This is a genomic window from Sinomonas sp. P10A9, assembly GCF_041022165.1.
In the GTDB taxonomy this organism is placed as follows: domain Bacteria; phylum Actinomycetota; class Actinomycetes; order Actinomycetales; family Micrococcaceae; genus Sinomonas; species Sinomonas puerhi.
Map to the genome: position 1 here is coordinate 1,120,676 of NZ_CP163302.1, position 14,914 is coordinate 1,135,589.

15 protein-coding genes are annotated in these 14,914 nt (G+C 70.0%); 4 read left to right on the forward strand and 11 right to left on the reverse strand.

The features are described from left to right. Positions 1 to 40 precede the first annotated feature (40 nt). The 10 genes from AB5L97_RS05085 to AB5L97_RS05130 all read right to left on the reverse strand — a co-directional run bounded on the left by AB5L97_RS05085 (position 41) and on the right by AB5L97_RS05130 (position 10,484). Positions 41 to 829: an IclR family transcriptional regulator gene (locus tag AB5L97_RS05085; protein ID WP_369046713.1), complete on the reverse strand. Its 789-nt coding sequence runs from the start codon at positions 827 to 829 to the stop codon at positions 41 to 43. A 2-nt stretch (positions 830 to 831) separates the two neighbouring features. Next, on the reverse strand, positions 832 to 1,581 hold the full coding sequence (locus tag AB5L97_RS05090) for an SDR family NAD(P)-dependent oxidoreductase (RefSeq protein ID WP_369046714.1): 750 nt from the start codon (positions 1,579 to 1,581) through the stop codon (positions 832 to 834). Further along, the gene (locus tag AB5L97_RS05095; protein WP_369046715.1) at positions 1,582 to 2,361 is read right to left on the reverse strand and encodes an SDR family oxidoreductase; all 780 of its coding nucleotides are present in this window, start codon (positions 2,359 to 2,361) and stop codon (positions 1,582 to 1,584) included. Further along, positions 2,358 to 4,106 (reverse strand): FAD-dependent oxidoreductase, encoded by a 1,749-nt coding sequence (locus AB5L97_RS05100; RefSeq protein WP_369046716.1) that lies wholly within the window; start codon positions 4,104 to 4,106, stop codon positions 2,358 to 2,360. Before AB5L97_RS05100 ends, AB5L97_RS05095 begins: the two co-directional genes overlap by 4 nt. A 27-nt stretch (positions 4,107 to 4,133) precedes the next feature. Next, positions 4,134 to 5,546 (reverse strand): MFS transporter, encoded by a 1,413-nt coding sequence (locus tag AB5L97_RS05105; RefSeq protein WP_369046717.1) that lies wholly within the window; start codon positions 5,544 to 5,546, stop codon positions 4,134 to 4,136. After that, a complete protein-coding gene (locus tag AB5L97_RS05110) occupies positions 5,543 to 5,848 on the reverse strand; it encodes a Dabb family protein (protein ID WP_307958774.1) in 306 nt (101 codons plus the stop codon). Before AB5L97_RS05110 ends, AB5L97_RS05105 begins: the two co-directional genes overlap by 4 nt. After that, complete coding sequence (locus AB5L97_RS05115; protein WP_369046718.1) at positions 5,845 to 7,599, reverse strand: FAD-binding protein; 1,755 nt, start codon at positions 7,597 to 7,599, stop codon at positions 5,845 to 5,847. Before AB5L97_RS05115 ends, AB5L97_RS05110 begins: the two co-directional genes overlap by 4 nt. 122 nt (positions 7,600 to 7,721) lie before the next feature. Next, complete coding sequence (locus tag AB5L97_RS05120; RefSeq protein ID WP_369046719.1) at positions 7,722 to 8,504, reverse strand: IclR family transcriptional regulator; 783 nt, start codon at positions 8,502 to 8,504, stop codon at positions 7,722 to 7,724. Between the two features lie 48 nt (positions 8,505 to 8,552). Beyond that, positions 8,553 to 8,999 (reverse strand): pyridoxamine 5'-phosphate oxidase family protein, encoded by a 447-nt coding sequence (locus tag AB5L97_RS05125; protein ID WP_369046720.1) that lies wholly within the window; start codon positions 8,997 to 8,999, stop codon positions 8,553 to 8,555. Between the two features lie 54 nt (positions 9,000 to 9,053). Then, a complete protein-coding gene (locus AB5L97_RS05130; protein ID WP_369046721.1) occupies positions 9,054 to 10,484 on the reverse strand; it encodes an FAD-dependent oxidoreductase in 1,431 nt (476 codons plus the stop codon). Positions 10,485 to 10,990: 506 nt separating this feature from the next. Here AB5L97_RS05130 and AB5L97_RS05135 point away from each other — a divergent pair. From AB5L97_RS05135 to AB5L97_RS05150, 4 genes are all read left to right on the forward strand, one after another. Further along, positions 10,991 to 11,425 (forward strand): acyl-CoA thioesterase, encoded by a 435-nt coding sequence (locus AB5L97_RS05135; protein WP_369047360.1) that lies wholly within the window; start codon positions 10,991 to 10,993, stop codon positions 11,423 to 11,425. A 133-nt stretch (positions 11,426 to 11,558) separates the two neighbouring features. Beyond that, a complete protein-coding gene (locus AB5L97_RS05140; protein ID WP_369046722.1) occupies positions 11,559 to 12,230 on the forward strand; it encodes a hypothetical protein in 672 nt (223 codons plus the stop codon). 245 nt (positions 12,231 to 12,475) lie between these two features. Beyond that, positions 12,476 to 13,345, forward strand: a complete 870-nt coding sequence (locus AB5L97_RS05145) for a glycosidase (protein WP_307958768.1) — start codon at positions 12,476 to 12,478, stop codon at positions 13,343 to 13,345. Between the two features lie 102 nt (positions 13,346 to 13,447). Continuing rightward, positions 13,448 to 14,194 carry an HNH endonuclease family protein gene (locus AB5L97_RS05150; protein WP_369046723.1) on the forward strand — a complete coding sequence of 249 codons (747 nt, stop codon included), beginning with the start codon at positions 13,448 to 13,450 and terminating at the stop codon, positions 14,192 to 14,194. A 3-nt stretch (positions 14,195 to 14,197) separates the two neighbouring features. Here AB5L97_RS05150 and AB5L97_RS05155 read toward each other — a convergent pair whose 3' ends face one another. Continuing rightward, positions 14,198 to 14,908 carry a DNA alkylation repair protein gene (locus AB5L97_RS05155; RefSeq protein ID WP_369047361.1) on the reverse strand — a complete coding sequence of 237 codons (711 nt, stop codon included), beginning with the start codon at positions 14,906 to 14,908 and terminating at the stop codon, positions 14,198 to 14,200. Positions 14,909 to 14,914 lie beyond the last annotated feature (6 nt).

Sequence of the window (14,914 nt, forward strand, 5' to 3'; positions counted from 1 at the left end):
CGTGCGCAGACACGGATCGCGGCGAGGCGGCCACTCGAGGTTAGGGGGTCGCGGGCTGGCCGATCGTGCCGCGGAGGGCTCGGGTGGCGCCGTGGGCCGCCGTCGTGAGTGCGACGACTACCCGCGGGACGAGGTCGGCCTCGGTGCGGGGGAGGATCGCGTTGAGGGCCGCCGCGATGACCGGTCCCTCGGCCGTCCTCTCGGACCCGAAGACGGGAACGGCCACGCCGATCCACTCGGTCCGACCGATGCCCGGGGGAGCCGCGAAGCCCTTCTGGCGGATGTCGGCGAGGGTCCGGCGGAGCGCGGCGGGGTCGGTGACGGTCTCCGGCGTGACCTTCTCGAGGGGCCCGGCCAGGGCTCGGGCCTGCACGGCGGCCTCGGAGAACGCAAGCAGGACGAGGCCGCTCGAGGAGGCGTGCAGCGGCATGCGCTGGGCGATGTTCGCGGCCGCGAGCGGCGATTCGGGCGCGGAGAGCCGCTCGACGTAGAGAGCGCTGCCGCGGTCGAGCACGGCAAGGGTGACGTGGTGGTGGACCGCCGCCTGGACGTCCTCCATGAAGGGCAGGCAGGCCTCGCGGAGCGTGAGCGCGTGGGACGCGCGGTTCGCGAGTTCCCACATGCGCAGGCCGGGCCGGAGGTCGCCCGCGGAGTCGCGCTCGAGCAGCCCGTGGCGCAGGAGCTCGTCCGTGATTCGGTGCGCGGTGGTGAGCGGCAGCCCTGAGCGGCGGGCGAGGCTGCTCAGGCTCAGGGCCGCCGTGCTGCGGTCGAAGCAGCTGAGGATCCGCACCACCCTGCTGATGATGGAATCACGTGTGGGTTCGGGCATGGCTAGACGGCAGTGTAGCCGCCGTCTACGGCGAGGATCGTGCCCACGACGAAGGAGGCCGCGTCCGAGGCGAGGAACGCGATGGCCTCGGCGATCTCCTCGGGCCGGGCGAGCCGTCCGATCGGCTGGCTCGCGGCGATGCCGCCGCGCACGTCCTCGGGCAGGCCGGCGACGAGGGGCGTGTCCGCGTACCCGGGTGCGACGGCGTTGACTCGGATCCCGCTCGCCGCGTACGTCACGGCGGTGGACCGCGTCAGGTTCGCGACGGCCGCCTTGGCGGCGGAGTACGAGGAACTGTTGCGCTGCCCCACGGTGCCGAGGATCGAGGACACGTTGACGATCGCCCCGGACCCGGCAGCGACCATGTGCCGCAGGGCGTGCTTGCCGCACAGGGCAACGCCGGTGAGGTCGATCTCAACGACGCGCCGCCACGCTGCGACATCGAGTTCGTGCAGGGGCGCCTTCGGCTCGGCGATGCCGGCGTTGGCCACGAGCACGTCGAGCGAGCCGAACTCGGTGGCCGCGCGGTCCATGAGCGCAGCGACCGAGTCCTCGTCCGTCACGTCAGTGCGTACCCACAGCGCGCGGTGACCGGCGTCGCGGAGGGAGCGCGCGACGTCGTCCGCCCCCTCCGCGACGTCCCCGATCACCACGGCGGCGCCGCGCCCGGCGAGCAGCCTCGCGGTCGCCTCCCCGATGCCCGACGCCGCGCCGGTCACCACCGCCACCCGGCCGGCGAATGCCTCGCTCACCTAGGCGTCCTGCCGCAGGTTGTTCCCCGCGGTCTCGCCGCCGTCGATCGCGAGGTTCGCGCCGGTCATGAAGCTCGACTCGTCCGAGGCAAGGAACAGGATGAGGTCCGAGATCTCCTGCGTCTCGGCGTCACGGCCCAGCGGAATCTGCCCGAAGCCGCGCGCCAGGCCCGCCGTCATAGGCGTCTTGACCGAGCCCGGGTGCACCGAGTTGACCCGGATGTTGTACGGACCGAGGTCCATCGCGCTCGTCTTGGTGAGCCCCTGGACCCCCCACTTCGCGGCCGCGTAGGCCGCCCGGTTCTTGAACCCGACGAGCCCGGCGATCGAGGAGATGTTGATGATCGACCCGCCCGAGGCCTTCATGGCCGGCACTGCGGCCTTCATGCCCAGGAAGTTCCCGGTCAGGTCGATCTCGATGGTGCGGCGCCACTCGTCGACGTCTGCGTCCTCGACGCTGCCGCGCGTGAAGATCCCAGCGTTGTTGACGAGCACGTCGAGCGTCCCGAAGCGTTCGACGGCGGCATTCACCGCGCGCTGCCAACTTTCGTAGTCCGTGACGTCGAGGTGGACGAAGAGGGCGACGTCGCGCCCGATCCCGGTGTTGGACTCAGCATTGATCTTCTCGGCGAGGGTGCGGCCCTCGTCGTCGAGCAGGTCGGCGATGACGACGCTCGCGCCGTGCTCCGCGAGGACCTGCGCGTGCGAGGCACCCATGCCGCGGGCCGCACCCGAGATGAGGGCGACCTTCCCGGCGACTCGATCCGATACCGGGGTCATCGTGCGGCCTCCTCGGTGACCTCGAGGCCTCGCTCCACGTCGCGCCTGATCCCCCTCGCGGCCGCGAGGCGGGCGACATCGCGCCCCGCCCGGTACCCGAACACGAGCGCCGCGCCGATGTGCGAGCCATACCCCGGGTACCCGCCGCCGAACACGCTGCGCGCGGCCGCGCCGACCGCGAAGAGGCCCGGGATCGGGGCGCCTTCCTCGGTGACGACCACGTTGTCGCGGTCGACGGCGATGCCCGCGAACGTGCCGAGGTCGCCCATCTGGATCTTGGCGGCGTAGAACGGGCCCTTGTCCAGAGGCGCCAGGTTGGGATTGGGCTTGTGGTCCATGTCCCCGCGGAAGTGGTTGTACTCGGTCGAGCCACGCCCGAACTCGGGGTCCTCGCCGGCGCGTGCGCCCACGTTGAATTCGGCCACCGTCTCCTTGAGGCCAGCGGCGTCGACGCCGATCTTGCTTGCGAGCTCGTCCAGCGTCGGTCCCTTGACCAGATAGCCGGTCTTGTAGAAGTAGCCCCGCGGCATGGGCCACGGCTTGGCGTAGCCGATCCCGTACTTGTGCATCGTCTTCGCGTCACCGATGACCCACCCGAAGGTCTTGTCCTCGCCCGCGTTGTGCGCGATCATCGCCCCGCCGAAGTCGTGGTAGCTCAGGGCCTCGTTGCCGAAGCGCTTGCCATGGCGATCCACGGCGATGAGACCGGGCAGGCCGATGGCCCGCAGGTGCGGGAAGAGGCGCTGGCGCCCGTCGCGGTAGCGGAATACCGTCACTGGGGCCCACGAGCCGACGGAGGACACGCCGTCGTCGATCCGCCCGCCGGCGGCCAGGGCCAGGGTGGCCGCGTCGCCGCCGTGGCCGACCGTGGGCGTGAAGTGGTCGTCGCCCTTGGCGTCGTGCGGGAAGTACTGCCTGCGCAGCTCGGCGTTGCCCGAGAACCCGCCCGCGGCCAGGACGACGCCGAGCTTCGCCTCGACCCGCACGGGGTGCTCGCCGCCGAGCACCGCCCCGGTGACCGCGCCGTCGTCTCCTCGCGTGAGCGAGACGACGGGCGAGGATGTCCACATCCGCACGCCCGCGTCGTAGGCGCTCTTGACCATGAGGGTCATGAGGGCGTTTCCGTTCGTGCGGAGCACGGGCCGGCGGTAGCGTGCGGTGTCGAGCCACGTGCGCAGGAGCTTCTTCGCGACGTACACGAAGGACTTCACGGACTGGTTGACATGGACGAACTCATTCATGTCGGGTCCCACCTGCGGCATGTACCCGAACACCGTGTAGGAGGACAGGTAGGGCTGCATGAGCAGGCGCTTGTCGCCCAGGATGCGGGCGTCGGTGTCCTTCGGCAGGATCGCACGGCCGCCGAGGCGGGCGCCCGGGAGGTCCATCTGGTAGTCGGGCGCCTTCTCGGGGTAGACGAACTCGACGTCGGTCTCCCGCTCGAAGAAGTCCAGCGCCTCGGGGACGGCATCGAGGAACTGCGCGACGCCGTCGGCGTCGTACGTCCCGGGAGCGAGGTTCTTCAGATAGGTCTCGACCTCGTCGCGCGTGTCGCCTGCCGCGGCGCCCACCCTGTTGCCCGGAACCCAGGCCCATCCCGCGGAGATTGCGGTGGTACCGCCGAAGTACTGCTCCTTCTCGGCGACGATCACGCTCAGGCCCTGGCTGGCCGCCTTGAGCGCGGCGGCCATGCCCGCGGCTCCGGATCCGACGACGAGGACGTCGCAGGCTGCTGTCTTCTTCACTGGTGTCATTCCTGTTCGTGTTGTGGGTCAGCGCTTGGCCGCGACGGCCTTGAGGTACGGCTCGCCGAGCTCGTCGATGGGGGTGCGGGCGGTTTCCCGCGAGGTCGCGACGGCGATGATGGCCGCGAGCGCGCAGACCGACCCGAACACGGCGACGGGGATCCAGCCGGTGGGGCCGGAGGTCATGAGGAGGCCGCCGATCATGGGTCCGAACCCGGCGACGAGCAGGCCGAGCTGGTTGCCCAGCGCCATGCCGGTGTACCGGACGGGCGCGGCGAAGAGCTCGGCGAAGAAGCTGGGCCATGCGCCGTTGAATCCCGAGTACAGGACGGTCATGAAGAGGAAGCTCGCGACGAAGACGAGGACGAGGTTCCCGGTGCCGAGCGCCCAGAAGTAGCCGAAGAGGGCGGCAATGCAGCCCACCATGGAGACGAGGAGCACGGGCCTCCTGCCGATCCGGTCGGACAGGGCGGCGACGGCGGGCATGACGGCCATGGACAGGCCGATGGTCACCGCGTTGATCGTGAGGATCGCGCCTCTGTCGAGTCCGCCGTGGGCCGTGGCGTAGGAGAGGCCGAACACCGTGAAGATCGTCTGCATCACAGAGAAAATGGACATGAACACGACGCGCACCACGTCGGCCGCCTGGAACCGCAGCACCTGGCCGAGGGGGAGCTTCCTGCGCGTGTCCGACTCGCGGGTCTCCTCGAACACCGGGGTTTCCTCGAGGTGCGTCCGCACCCAGTAGGCGATCGCGAGCACCACGATCGAGCACCAGAACGGAACGCGCCAGCCCCACGCCATGAGGTCGGCCTTCGGCAGTGAGGTGATCGGGACGAACACGATGGTCGCGAGGACCATGCCTGACGCGTAGCCGGTCATGACGAACGAGGTGAAGAAGCCGCGCCTGCCCTCGGGGGAGTGCTCGAGGGTCAGGGTCGAGGCACCTGCCGACTCGGCGCCGGCGGAGAAGCCCTGGAGCAGCCGTCCGAGGGTCAGGAGCACGGGGGCGAGGAGGCCCACCGAGTCGTAGGTGGGCAGGAATCCGATGCCGAGCGAGGCCAGGCCCATGAGGGACAGGGTTACGAGGAGGACGTTGCGGCGCCCGAGCCGGTCGCCGAAGTGGCCCATGACCATGCCGCCGAGGGGGCGGGCCACATAAGCCACGCCGAACGTGGCGAACGCCGCGATGAGGCCCACCGTCGGGTTGTCGGCGGGGAAGAACAGGGCCGGGAACACGAGGGCCGCGGCCGTGCCGTAGATGAAGAAGTCGTAGTACTCGAGGGTGGAGCCGAGGAAGGACGCAAGTGCCGCCTTGCCCGGAGTCTTGCCCGGAGTCTTGCCGGGCGTCTTGCGCGGGGCGTCCGTGGCGACGTGCGACGGCGCGGGGGCGCCGGGCGCTGACGGGCCGGCTGGGTGGGGGCGGGCTGCAGTGCTCATGGGGTGTCCTTGGGGATCTCGAAGTCGACGGAGATGATCTGCTCGCTGTTCGGGAAGGAGTACTTCTTCAGCGGCTCGTGCAGGGGATGGGTGTTGTAGACCTCGATGTCGGCGACGGACGCGAAGTCCGCGACGATGGCGTAGTCGAAGGCCCGCTCCGAGCGGATGACGTCGGGCCCGTGCGTGAGGGCCAGGAGGCCGGGAACGTTGCCGCGCATCCGGTCGAGCCCGGCGGTCCAGGCCGCGCGCTGCTCGGCGGGGAAATCGGGCGTGAACTTGAACAGGACGGCGTGGCGGATCATCGGACGGCTCCTTCGAGTTCGGCTCCCGCAAGCCCAGCGTCGGCGAGGTTCCCGCGGACGGACGGGACGGCGTCGTCCGCGGCGGGTTCGTACTCCGCCGACTGGCCGGCGATCGTGCGGCCCGCGAGGTACCCCATGGTCATGAGCGGGCCGAGCGTTGCGCCCGCGCCGGGGTAGCCCGCGGCGTAGGCGCTCTCGGTCGCGTTGCCCACGGCGAACAGGCCCGGGATTGCGGCGCCGTCGACGTCGAGCACGCGCGCTCGCCCGTCAGTGGCGATGCCGCCGTTCGTGCCGAACGCGCCGTTGACCACCTCGAGGGCGTAGAACGGGCCCCGCTCGAGCGGGCCCAGCGAGGGATTGGGCCACGCGTTGCCGGCGTCGCCCCAGTAACGGTCGTAGGCGGTCTCGCCCCGATGGAAGTCCGGGTCCTCGCCCTTGACCGCGAACTCGTTGAACCGCTCGACGGTTGCGACGAGGTTCGCGGCCGGCACGCTGATCTTCGCGGCGAGCTCCGTGAGGGTGGCGCCCTCGACGAGGTAGTCCGGCGTGGGCTCGCCCGCACGGTGGGCGAGGAGGCCGTACCGCTCGAGGTAGGCCTGGTCGAAGACGACGTGGGCCGGGGTGTTGAGCGTGGCGTTGTTCGGGGAGTCCCACGACTGGAGGCACCGGGCCAGGTCGTTGTAGTTCTGGGACTCGTTGGCGAACCGGCGGCCGTGGCGGTTGACCATGATCGACCCCGGGCCCTGTCGCTCGAAGCGCAGGAGCGTGCCGATCGGGCGCCCGTCCCGCGTGTCACCGGTGATGGACATGGGCGCCCACCAGGCCTCGCGCGTCCCGCGCGTCTGGGCGCCGAGGCGCTGGGCCATTCGCAGGCCGTCACCCTCGTTCGTGGGCGGAGAGCACATCGTGTGGAGGCGGCTCGCGAGCATCGAGTCGGCGAGCGCGTGGTCCCACTCGAACCCGCCCGTTCCGATCACCACTGCCTCGCCCGCGGCGATCTCCTCGCCGGTGGCCAGCACGACGCCGGTGACCCGCCCGCCGTCGTGCGCCCGCCGTCCGTGGTGCAGCAGCCGCTCGCCGCGGGCCTCGACGGCGACGTGCACGCCCTCGCGCACAGCGGCCGCGAGGAGCATCGCGATGAGGGCGCGGCCCTTCGCGACGAGGCCGGCCTTCGCGCGGGCGTCGAGCTCGTCCCACGGGAAGCGCGTGAACGCGCCCCAGTCCTCGTACTCCTGCATCGTGAACGGCGCGCGGCCGTCCGACCGCACGTGCTGGCCGAGGTCGCCGAGCAGCTCGTCGATGTCGGCCAGCTGCGGCTCGATGGTCCGGCCGCCGTCGACTGCGCCCGGGAGATCCTGGCGGTAGTCCGGGAAGTTGTCGAGGAACAGGAACCTGACGCCGAGCTCGTCCTCGGCGTAGCGGAGCATGGAGTCGCCGTAGGAGACGGCGGCGTCGAGGAGCTCCTCGCGGCCGCGGCCCCGGGAGACGGCCCGGACGTACTGGGCGGCGGCCTCCGCCGTGTCGCTGAAGCCGCCCTCGCCGCTCCCGCGCTGGCGGGCATAGTGGTTGGCGGCGATCCAGAGCATGCCGCCCGAGATCGCGCTGGTACCGCCGAGGAGGCTGGCCTTCTCGAGGACGACGACGGACTTGCCTGCTCGCGCTGCGGTCGCGGCGGCAGTGAGCGCTCCCGCGCCCGAACCGAGCACGACGACGTCGTACGTGGCCTGAGGGGTGCCGTTGAGGTATTTCATGGGGGACTCTCCTTCGAGCCGGTGAACTGGCTGGAATCGAGCGTCGCATCCGGGAGTGTTCGGTGGATCACATCTTCCCAATGATCGGGAAGTTGCTTCGGGAGGCGGTCGGAGATGGGGGGTCAGAGGCTCCGGCGGATGGCGTCGCGGAGGGTCCCGTCCCATCCGAGGGCGCGAGAGATGCCGCGTGACGCCGTCTGGAGAGCGGTAATGGAGGTCTGGACCGGCCCGTTCACGCGGGGGATGACCACGCTCAGGGCCGCGACTGCGGCCCCGTCGGCGTTGAAGACCGGGACCGCCACCCCCGTAGACTCCGGCACGATCGTGCCGGGCATGACGCAGTACCCGGAGCGGCGGATCTCGGCGAGCTGGCGCCGCAGCTCGTCCGGGTCGATGACAGTGGTGTCCGTGAGCTTCGGGAGGCGCCGCCGCAGGAAAGTCTCTTGGGCGTCGACCGGGCCGAACGCGGTCAGGACGAGTCCGGTCGACGTCGCGTGGATGGGCAGGCGCCCCGCGACCCGGGTGATGTTGACGGCGGACTCGCTGGACCCGATCCGCTCGATGTAGAGCACGTCCTGTTGGTCGACGACACCGAGCGTCGTGTGGTGCCCGACCACGGACTGGACGTCCTCCATGAAGGGCAGCGCGGCCTCGCGCAGGCCCAGAACCTTGGATCCGCGGGAGACGAGCTCCCACAGCCGGGTCCCGAGGCGCAGCCGCTGGCCGTCGCGGTCCAGGACCGACTCGGCCAGCAGCTCGTCGACGATCCTGTACGCGGTGCTGCTCGGGAGCCCCGAGCGTCGCGCGAGCTCCGCGGCACTGAGGGTGTGGTGCTCGCCGTCGAACGCCTCGATGACGCGCACGATCCGGTGCACCATCGATTCGCCCGACGGCGAGTTGGCCATGGTTCCGCCCCTTTCAGGGCCGTCTCGGCGCCGGTTGGGCGCCGAGTGTCAGTAGTCCCGCGCCGTCGTCTGCTCGGGCTCGGCGCCGAGCAGGAAGTGTCGGCCCGCGATCGTTGAGGGTGCCAGCTCGACATACACCGTCTTGGGCGTAGGCAGCCAGGTCTCGACGCCGACGGCCTCGGCGGCCGCGATCTCGTCGGCGTGCTCGAGCACCCGGGCCGTTCCCTTGACCACTACGCTCCAGGCCTCATCCTGGAGGATGCCATCCGCCTCGAAGGCCACCTGCGGATGGATCGTCAGCTCCGCGAGCTTCGTGCCGGGGGTCGTCTTCAGGTACAGCTTCCCGCCGGAGGCCCTGAAGTTGATCGGTACGATGTCCAGCTCGCCGGCGGCGGCCGTGGCAAGGCGTCCGTGGCGGGCGTTGTCGAGGAGCTCCCAGCTCTCGGCGTCGGTCAGGACTCGGATCGGCTCATCGTTGTTGTGGTCGAACAGCATCGTGTTCCCCTCTCTTCCGGCACGGCGGCCGACATCTGGTGGTCAGACAATTGGTCAGACGATCGCGCCGAGCACCTCGTTGAGCGCCTCGGCGGACGACGGGTGCGTGTACATCCGGTCCCTCAGCGCGGTGTAGGGCAGGCCATGGTCCATCGCGAAGGAGACCAGGTTGACGATCTCCTGCGAGTCCACGCAGAACAGCGTGGCGCCGAGAACGGCCTCGGTCTTCCGGTCGACCACGAGCTTGATGAGGCCGCGCGGGTCGCGGACGATCTTCGGCCGGGGCATCGCGGCGATCTTCGCAACCTCCTTCGACGCGACACCCACGTCCCAGCCGTGCTCGTCGGCCTGCGCCCGGGCATCTCCCTCGGTGAGGCCCACGCGGGACATGGGGGGCGTGACGAACGTGGTCGTCGGGATGGTCCGGCGGTCCGCCGTGGTGCGCTCGGGGCCGCCAGCCACCTGGGAGAGGACGATTCGGTGGTCGTCGAGCGAGACGTAGGTGTGCTGCGGGCCGCCGTTGACGTCGCCGAGCGCCCACACGTCCGGTGCCGTGGTGCGCAGGCGTTCGTCGACGACGACGGCGCCCCGCCCGTCCGTCTCGACCCCCGCCTTGTCGAGGCCCAGCCCCGCGGTGGCCGGGCTGCGTCCGAGAGCAAGGAGCACCGCGTCGGCTTCGATCGTGATCGGACCGGAAGCGGTGGCGACTCCCACGAGGGCCGGAGCGAGCGCGCCGTCGTGCGCGGGGACGCCTGTCTCGCCGGATTCGGCGACCCCGGTGACACGGGCGCCCTGGAGGAACCGCACGCCGTCGCCCGTCAGCGCCGATGCGACCGCCGCGGCGACGTCGCGGTCCTCGTGCTTGAGCGGGATGGGGGAGCGGTCCACCACCGTGACCTCGGAGCCGAAGGCGGCGTACATCGAGGCGAACTCGTAGGCGATGTACCCGCCGCCCACAATCACGAGGCGGCCCGGGAGATTCGACTCGGAGATGAGCTCGGTGGACGTGTGGATCCGCGGGCTCAGGACGCGCCCGCCCTCGGAGGCGCCGGGGATGTCCGGCACGGCGGGGAGCGATCCGGTGTTGAGGTAGAACCGCTCGGCGGTCAGCTCCCGCTCGTCCGTGCCGGCGCTAAGCCGCACGCGCTTTGGCCCGACGAACTCTGCCCGGGCGGTGATGACCGTGATGGTGTCCACGGAGTCGAGCATCGTGAAGTTGGCGGCGCGGAGCTTCGCCGTCAAGGCGTCCTTCTGAGCGATCGAGTCGGTGTAGTGCGCGGCGTCATCCCCGTCGTGACCCAAGTGCGCGGCGTAGACGAGAGCCTTCGTGGGCACGCAGCCGATGTTGATGCACGTGCCGCCGTACATCTGCTCGGACTGCTCGACGACGGCGACCCGGCGGCCGGCGCGGCCGAGAACGCCAGCGAGCGTCTTGCCACCCTTGCCGAAACCGATCACCACGTCGTCGAATTCGAGCACGTCCACCGTTGGCACCACCTAAAGCGAGGAGTTGATCCCATCCTAGCCACGCGCAAGGCTGGGTCCGGCGCGAGTCGTGGCTAGGGGCCCACTCGCGCGGATCCGGCTCGCCGTGCAGGGCGAAACGACGATTAAACACTGGGGACACCGCGCCGCAAGATCGCGTCCGTAGGCTGGAGCCATCGGTTCAGACGGGACGTCCAGAGATTGCACTGGGTCCTGCGGGGAACAGCACCAGCACAGCAGCCACCAGACAGACGCACAGCCAGCCGCGGGGCCGGCGCCGGCGGGGCACCAAGCGCCCCGGGCGTTCCCCGCGGCACCGCACGCCGGGAGAAGAGGCACCCGCCCCGGCGATGCGCCCCGGCCCCCACGGTCACTCGGGGTCGGGGCGCCGCGACGTGTGGTAGACCCATGGGGTGAGCAGCGAGATCCCGGCATCACCACAGCGGGCCCAGGGGGCTGGCGCCGCGGCGCACGACGGCGGCCAGCGGCTCCGCGTGGCCGTTCCCATGCGCTGGGGAGACATGGATGCCTATGGGCACATCAACAACGTCGAGATCATGCGCATGCTCGAGGAGGCCCGCATCGCGGCGTTCGGCCCTCCCGGCGGCACCGGTGCAGCAGGCGTCGAGCCCCTCGTCCCGCTCTTCTCGGCCGTTCCCGACGGGACGCTCGCACTCGTCGTCGAGCATCGCGTGCGCTACCTCCGGCCGCTTGACTATCGCAACGTCCCCGCCAGGGTGGACGTCTGGGTGAGCGGGCTCAAGGCCGCAGCCCTGACTCTGGACTACGTGGTGCACGATCCCGTCGACGGGCACGAGTGCGTGCGCGCGACGACGCAGCTCGCCTTTGTCGATGAGGCGTCGGGCCGCCTCATGCGGCTCACCCAGGAGCAGCGGGAACGGCTTGCCCCCTACGTCGCGACGGGGCTCTTCTCGCACTAGTCCGTGATGTTCATCACGGTGGGGGGATGGGTGGCAGAAATGTCGGACGCCCTGCGCAGCATGATCACGACTCGGAGGATCGCCAGCATGGGGCTGGCGACCGCGAGTCTGAGATCATTCCAAGGGGGACACCATGTCTACTACGCCCACGTCGCCGCTCAGTGATTCCGGCGCGCAGGGGATGCCTGCCGGTCCGGCGGGTCAGGGGCCGGTCTGGCCCCGTGAGCAGCGCAACGGTTCGGCTCTTGCGATCGTCGCGCTCGTTCTCGGTGCGCTTGCCTTCGTCTTCAGCTTCATCCCGATCGTGAACGTCATGGCCTTCGTGCTGGCCATCGCGGGCGTGGTGTGTGCGCTGATCTCGCTCGTTCGCAGGATGGGCGGGAAGGCCATGGCGATCATCGGGCTCGTGCTCGCCGTGATCGCCATCGTCACGGCCGTCGTCGTCAACGTCGTGGTCGCAGCAGCAGTGTCGTCGGCATCGACTGCGGTGTCGAAGAGCCTCGAGACCTACTCCGCCAAGGCGAGCGCGAAGCACACGATCGAGTACAAGGTGAGCACGAATGGCGCAGCGACGGTGCACTACTGGGCGCCCGACGGCTCCAGCCAGACTGATGTCGCTGCCGACTGGTCGAAGGACGTCACGTCGACGGGATTCGCCTCGGCTCTCCTGTCAGTGACGGCCTCGGACTACCAGAACAAGAACGCGGCCTTGTCCTGCGAGATCATCATCGATGGGCACAGCGTCGCCAAGAAGACGGGCAGTGGGTCGTTGGCCTCGGCGCTCTGCAGCGCAACTGCGGGCTGACGCGCTGGCCGCGCCCGTCGGCGGATCATTCCGCTGACGGGCGTGGGCCTGCCGTCGAGGAGTACCGGCACGAATCCGTTGCGTCCCTGTAACCTCCGCGAAACCCGATCGCGAAAAGCTGGGCAGAAGTCCTGTTCTGCACGTCACACTCGGTCACCGACGTGGCGACCCGCGAGTAACAGGACAGCATGGAGACGGGGTCCGAGAGCATGTGGGTCCCGCAGGCAACGCAACGAGGGGAAGATATGCCCAGGAACGCGAACGCGGCAGGAAAGCTCGAACTCCGTCTCAAGGCGGTGCTGGACGGACTCGCGGAGGCCGCATGGGCCGACGAGCAGGTGGATGCGCGGGCCGTCCTGACGGCGGCCGTGGATGCGGTTCCCTTCGACGAGGCCGAGGCCTTCCTCCTGGCCGGCGGGATTCCGCGCGGGCACAAGGCGCTGACGGCTGCCACAGCGAAGCTCGTCAAGGCAGGCTGGATGGTCAAGGGCCGGACCGGTTGGGCGATCACCGAGGACGGCCTCCGCGCTACCGTCGCCTTCCCGACCGCCGAAGCGCTCGCCGAGGCCCTCGCCTCAGGCACGCCTGTCCCCGCTGATACCCCAGTTCCCGCAGCGCCGCCCGCGAAGAAGAAGCCCGCGCGGAAGGCCCCCGCGAAGAAGGCCGCGGCGGTCAAGGAGACCGTCGCCGCGCCTCAGCCGGAGCAGCTGGCCGCGCCCATCGAGGCGACTGCGTCAGAGATCCCGGCGCCCGCTGCGGCACAGGCCCCCGCAGACGAAACCGACGTACCTGATGTTCCGGGCGCCGTCGACCTTGATCAGCCCGAAGCAGTCGCCATCGCCGGCGATTTCGGAACGCATCTGGGGGCCGACGCCGATTGGGAGCCCCAGCCGGACGCCGTCCAGATGGGCCTCGACGCCCAGGTGCGCCGCTGGGTCCGCACTGTCGACCTCCCCGCCGGCCACTACACCTTCAAGATCGCGATCAACCGTTCGTGGGATGAGAACTACGGCGCGTTCGGTACCTTCAACGGGGCGAACCACGAGCTCGCGCACGACGGCGGGTCGGTCACCATCGAGTACGACCACGCCACCAAGGACGTGGCCTTCTCCTGATCGCCGGGAGGTTGTCCACATAGTCCGGACGCGGTCCGAAGAATGTCGGGGCCTTCGCCTACGGTGAGCCTATGAGGTCATCATCAGGTGGGGGGGCTCGTCATGCTTGAACGATCGTCAAGCAGCTACCGGCGCCGCTGGGGCCGATCCGGCGCCCTGGGCTTCGTGCTCCCGGCGGCGCTGGTAGCTGTCGTCTTCGCATGGCTTGTGGGGCTCGTCCGCGTCCCGGGGCTGGAGTCACCGGTCCCAGGAGTGCACGCCCAGATCGGAGGAGTGCCGGCCGCGCGGCTCGAGGCCGCGAAGGCGTCGTTGAACGCCATCGCGGTCAAGGGCCGGGCGCCGAAGACGGGCTACACGCGCGCACAGTTCGGCCAGGCCTGGGCGGACACGGACCGGAACGGCTGCGACACCCGGAATGACATCCTCGGGCGCGACCTCGCGGATCCCACCTTCAAGGAGGGCACGCGCAACTGCCTTGTCCTCTCCGGGACCCTGCATGACCCCTACACGGGCAAGACCATCGAGTTCAGGCGCGGCGAGCGGTCTGCCGATGTGCAGATCGACCATGTGGTTCCGCTCTCGGACGCATGGCAGAAGGGCGCCCAGCAGTGGACGGCCGAGAAGCGGCTCGAATTCGCCAACGATCCGGCCAACCTCCGTTCCGCGGACGGCCAGGCCAACCAGGACAAGGGCGACGGAGACCTCGCCACGTGGCTTCCTCCGAACAAGGCCTTCCGATGCGAATATGCCGTGGACGTCGTCGAGGTCAAGGGAGAGTACGGGCTCTGGATGACCCAGAGCGAGCATGACAAGGCGGGGGAGCTGCTGGCCGCCTGCCGGGCGGAGTGAACGTCAGGAGGCCTTGAGGTACCTTTCCCGCGTCACCTTGGGCAGCTTTTCCACGGCGTACCGGAGGGCAACCCGGTCCATGCGCGGAGCCCACTGGTCCAGGAAGTGCTCGAGCCCGGGCGGTCCTGCCGCCCTCAGCGCCCAGCCCGTCGCCTTCTGGACCTCCCTGTCAGGGTCGTCGGCGAGCAGGCGGGCAATCGCGAACAGGTCGTGGGTGTCTCCGGAACCGAGGAAGTACATGGTGGCCACGATCGCCGTCCGGCGCTCGCACGGCTCGGGGGAGCGGGCGAGCGCGTACAGCGGGTCCCGCGACCTGTCAGCGAGGTAGCCGCCCACCACGTGGATCGCGGCACGGTCCACGAGATCCCACGAATTGATGCGGTCATGCCTGCGCAGGTACAGCTCGAACAGCGCGCGGCGGTGCGTGGGCGTCGTCATCCGGTTGCGCGCCTGAAGGTCCATGATGCCCACAGCCCCGGCGCGCGCCTCGTGCCACGGGCTCTCGAGCAGCTTCTCTACCTCGTCGAGCGGCATGCCGGTCGAGGCCCGCGCGAGTTCGGAAACCGAGGCCATCGCCACCCCGAGGAAGCGTTCACGGCCGCGACGGGCCAGAGGAAACGCGCGTTTGTACTTCCTGAGCTCGTCGTCCGAGCTCAAGGACTCCAGCGCCGCCAGAAACGCCCTGGCGGTCCACATGCCCGCGACCACGCGCATACCCCC

Coding starts and splice junctions, on each gene's coding strand:
- AB5L97_RS05085 (WP_369046713.1), bottom strand. CDS start 829: ATGCCCGAACCCACACGTGATTCCATCATCAGCAGGGTGGTGCGGATC.
- AB5L97_RS05095 (WP_369046715.1), bottom strand. CDS start 2,361: ATGACCCCGGTATCGGATCGAGTCGCCGGGAAGGTCGCCCTCATCTCG.
- AB5L97_RS05105 (WP_369046717.1), bottom strand. CDS start 5,546: ATGAGCACTGCAGCCCGCCCCCACCCAGCCGGCCCGTCAGCGCCCGGC.
- AB5L97_RS05110 (WP_307958774.1), bottom strand. CDS start 5,848: ATGATCCGCCACGCCGTCCTGTTCAAGTTCACGCCCGATTTCCCCGCC.
- AB5L97_RS05115 (WP_369046718.1), bottom strand. CDS start 7,599: ATGAAATACCTCAACGGCACCCCTCAGGCCACGTACGACGTCGTCGTG.
- AB5L97_RS05120 (WP_369046719.1), bottom strand. CDS start 8,504: ATGGCCAACTCGCCGTCGGGCGAATCGATGGTGCACCGGATCGTGCGC.
- AB5L97_RS05125 (WP_369046720.1), bottom strand. CDS start 8,999: ATGCTGTTCGACCACAACAACGATGAGCCGATCCGAGTCCTGACCGAC.
- AB5L97_RS05135 (WP_369047360.1), top strand. CDS start 10,991: ATGCGCTGGGGAGACATGGATGCCTATGGGCACATCAACAACGTCGAG.
- AB5L97_RS05140 (WP_369046722.1), top strand. CDS start 11,559: ATGTCTACTACGCCCACGTCGCCGCTCAGTGATTCCGGCGCGCAGGGG.
- AB5L97_RS05145 (WP_307958768.1), top strand. CDS start 12,476: ATGCCCAGGAACGCGAACGCGGCAGGAAAGCTCGAACTCCGTCTCAAG.
- AB5L97_RS05150 (WP_369046723.1), top strand. CDS start 13,448: ATGCTTGAACGATCGTCAAGCAGCTACCGGCGCCGCTGGGGCCGATCC.
- AB5L97_RS05155 (WP_369047361.1), bottom strand. CDS start 14,908: ATGCGCGTGGTCGCGGGCATGTGGACCGCCAGGGCGTTTCTGGCGGCG.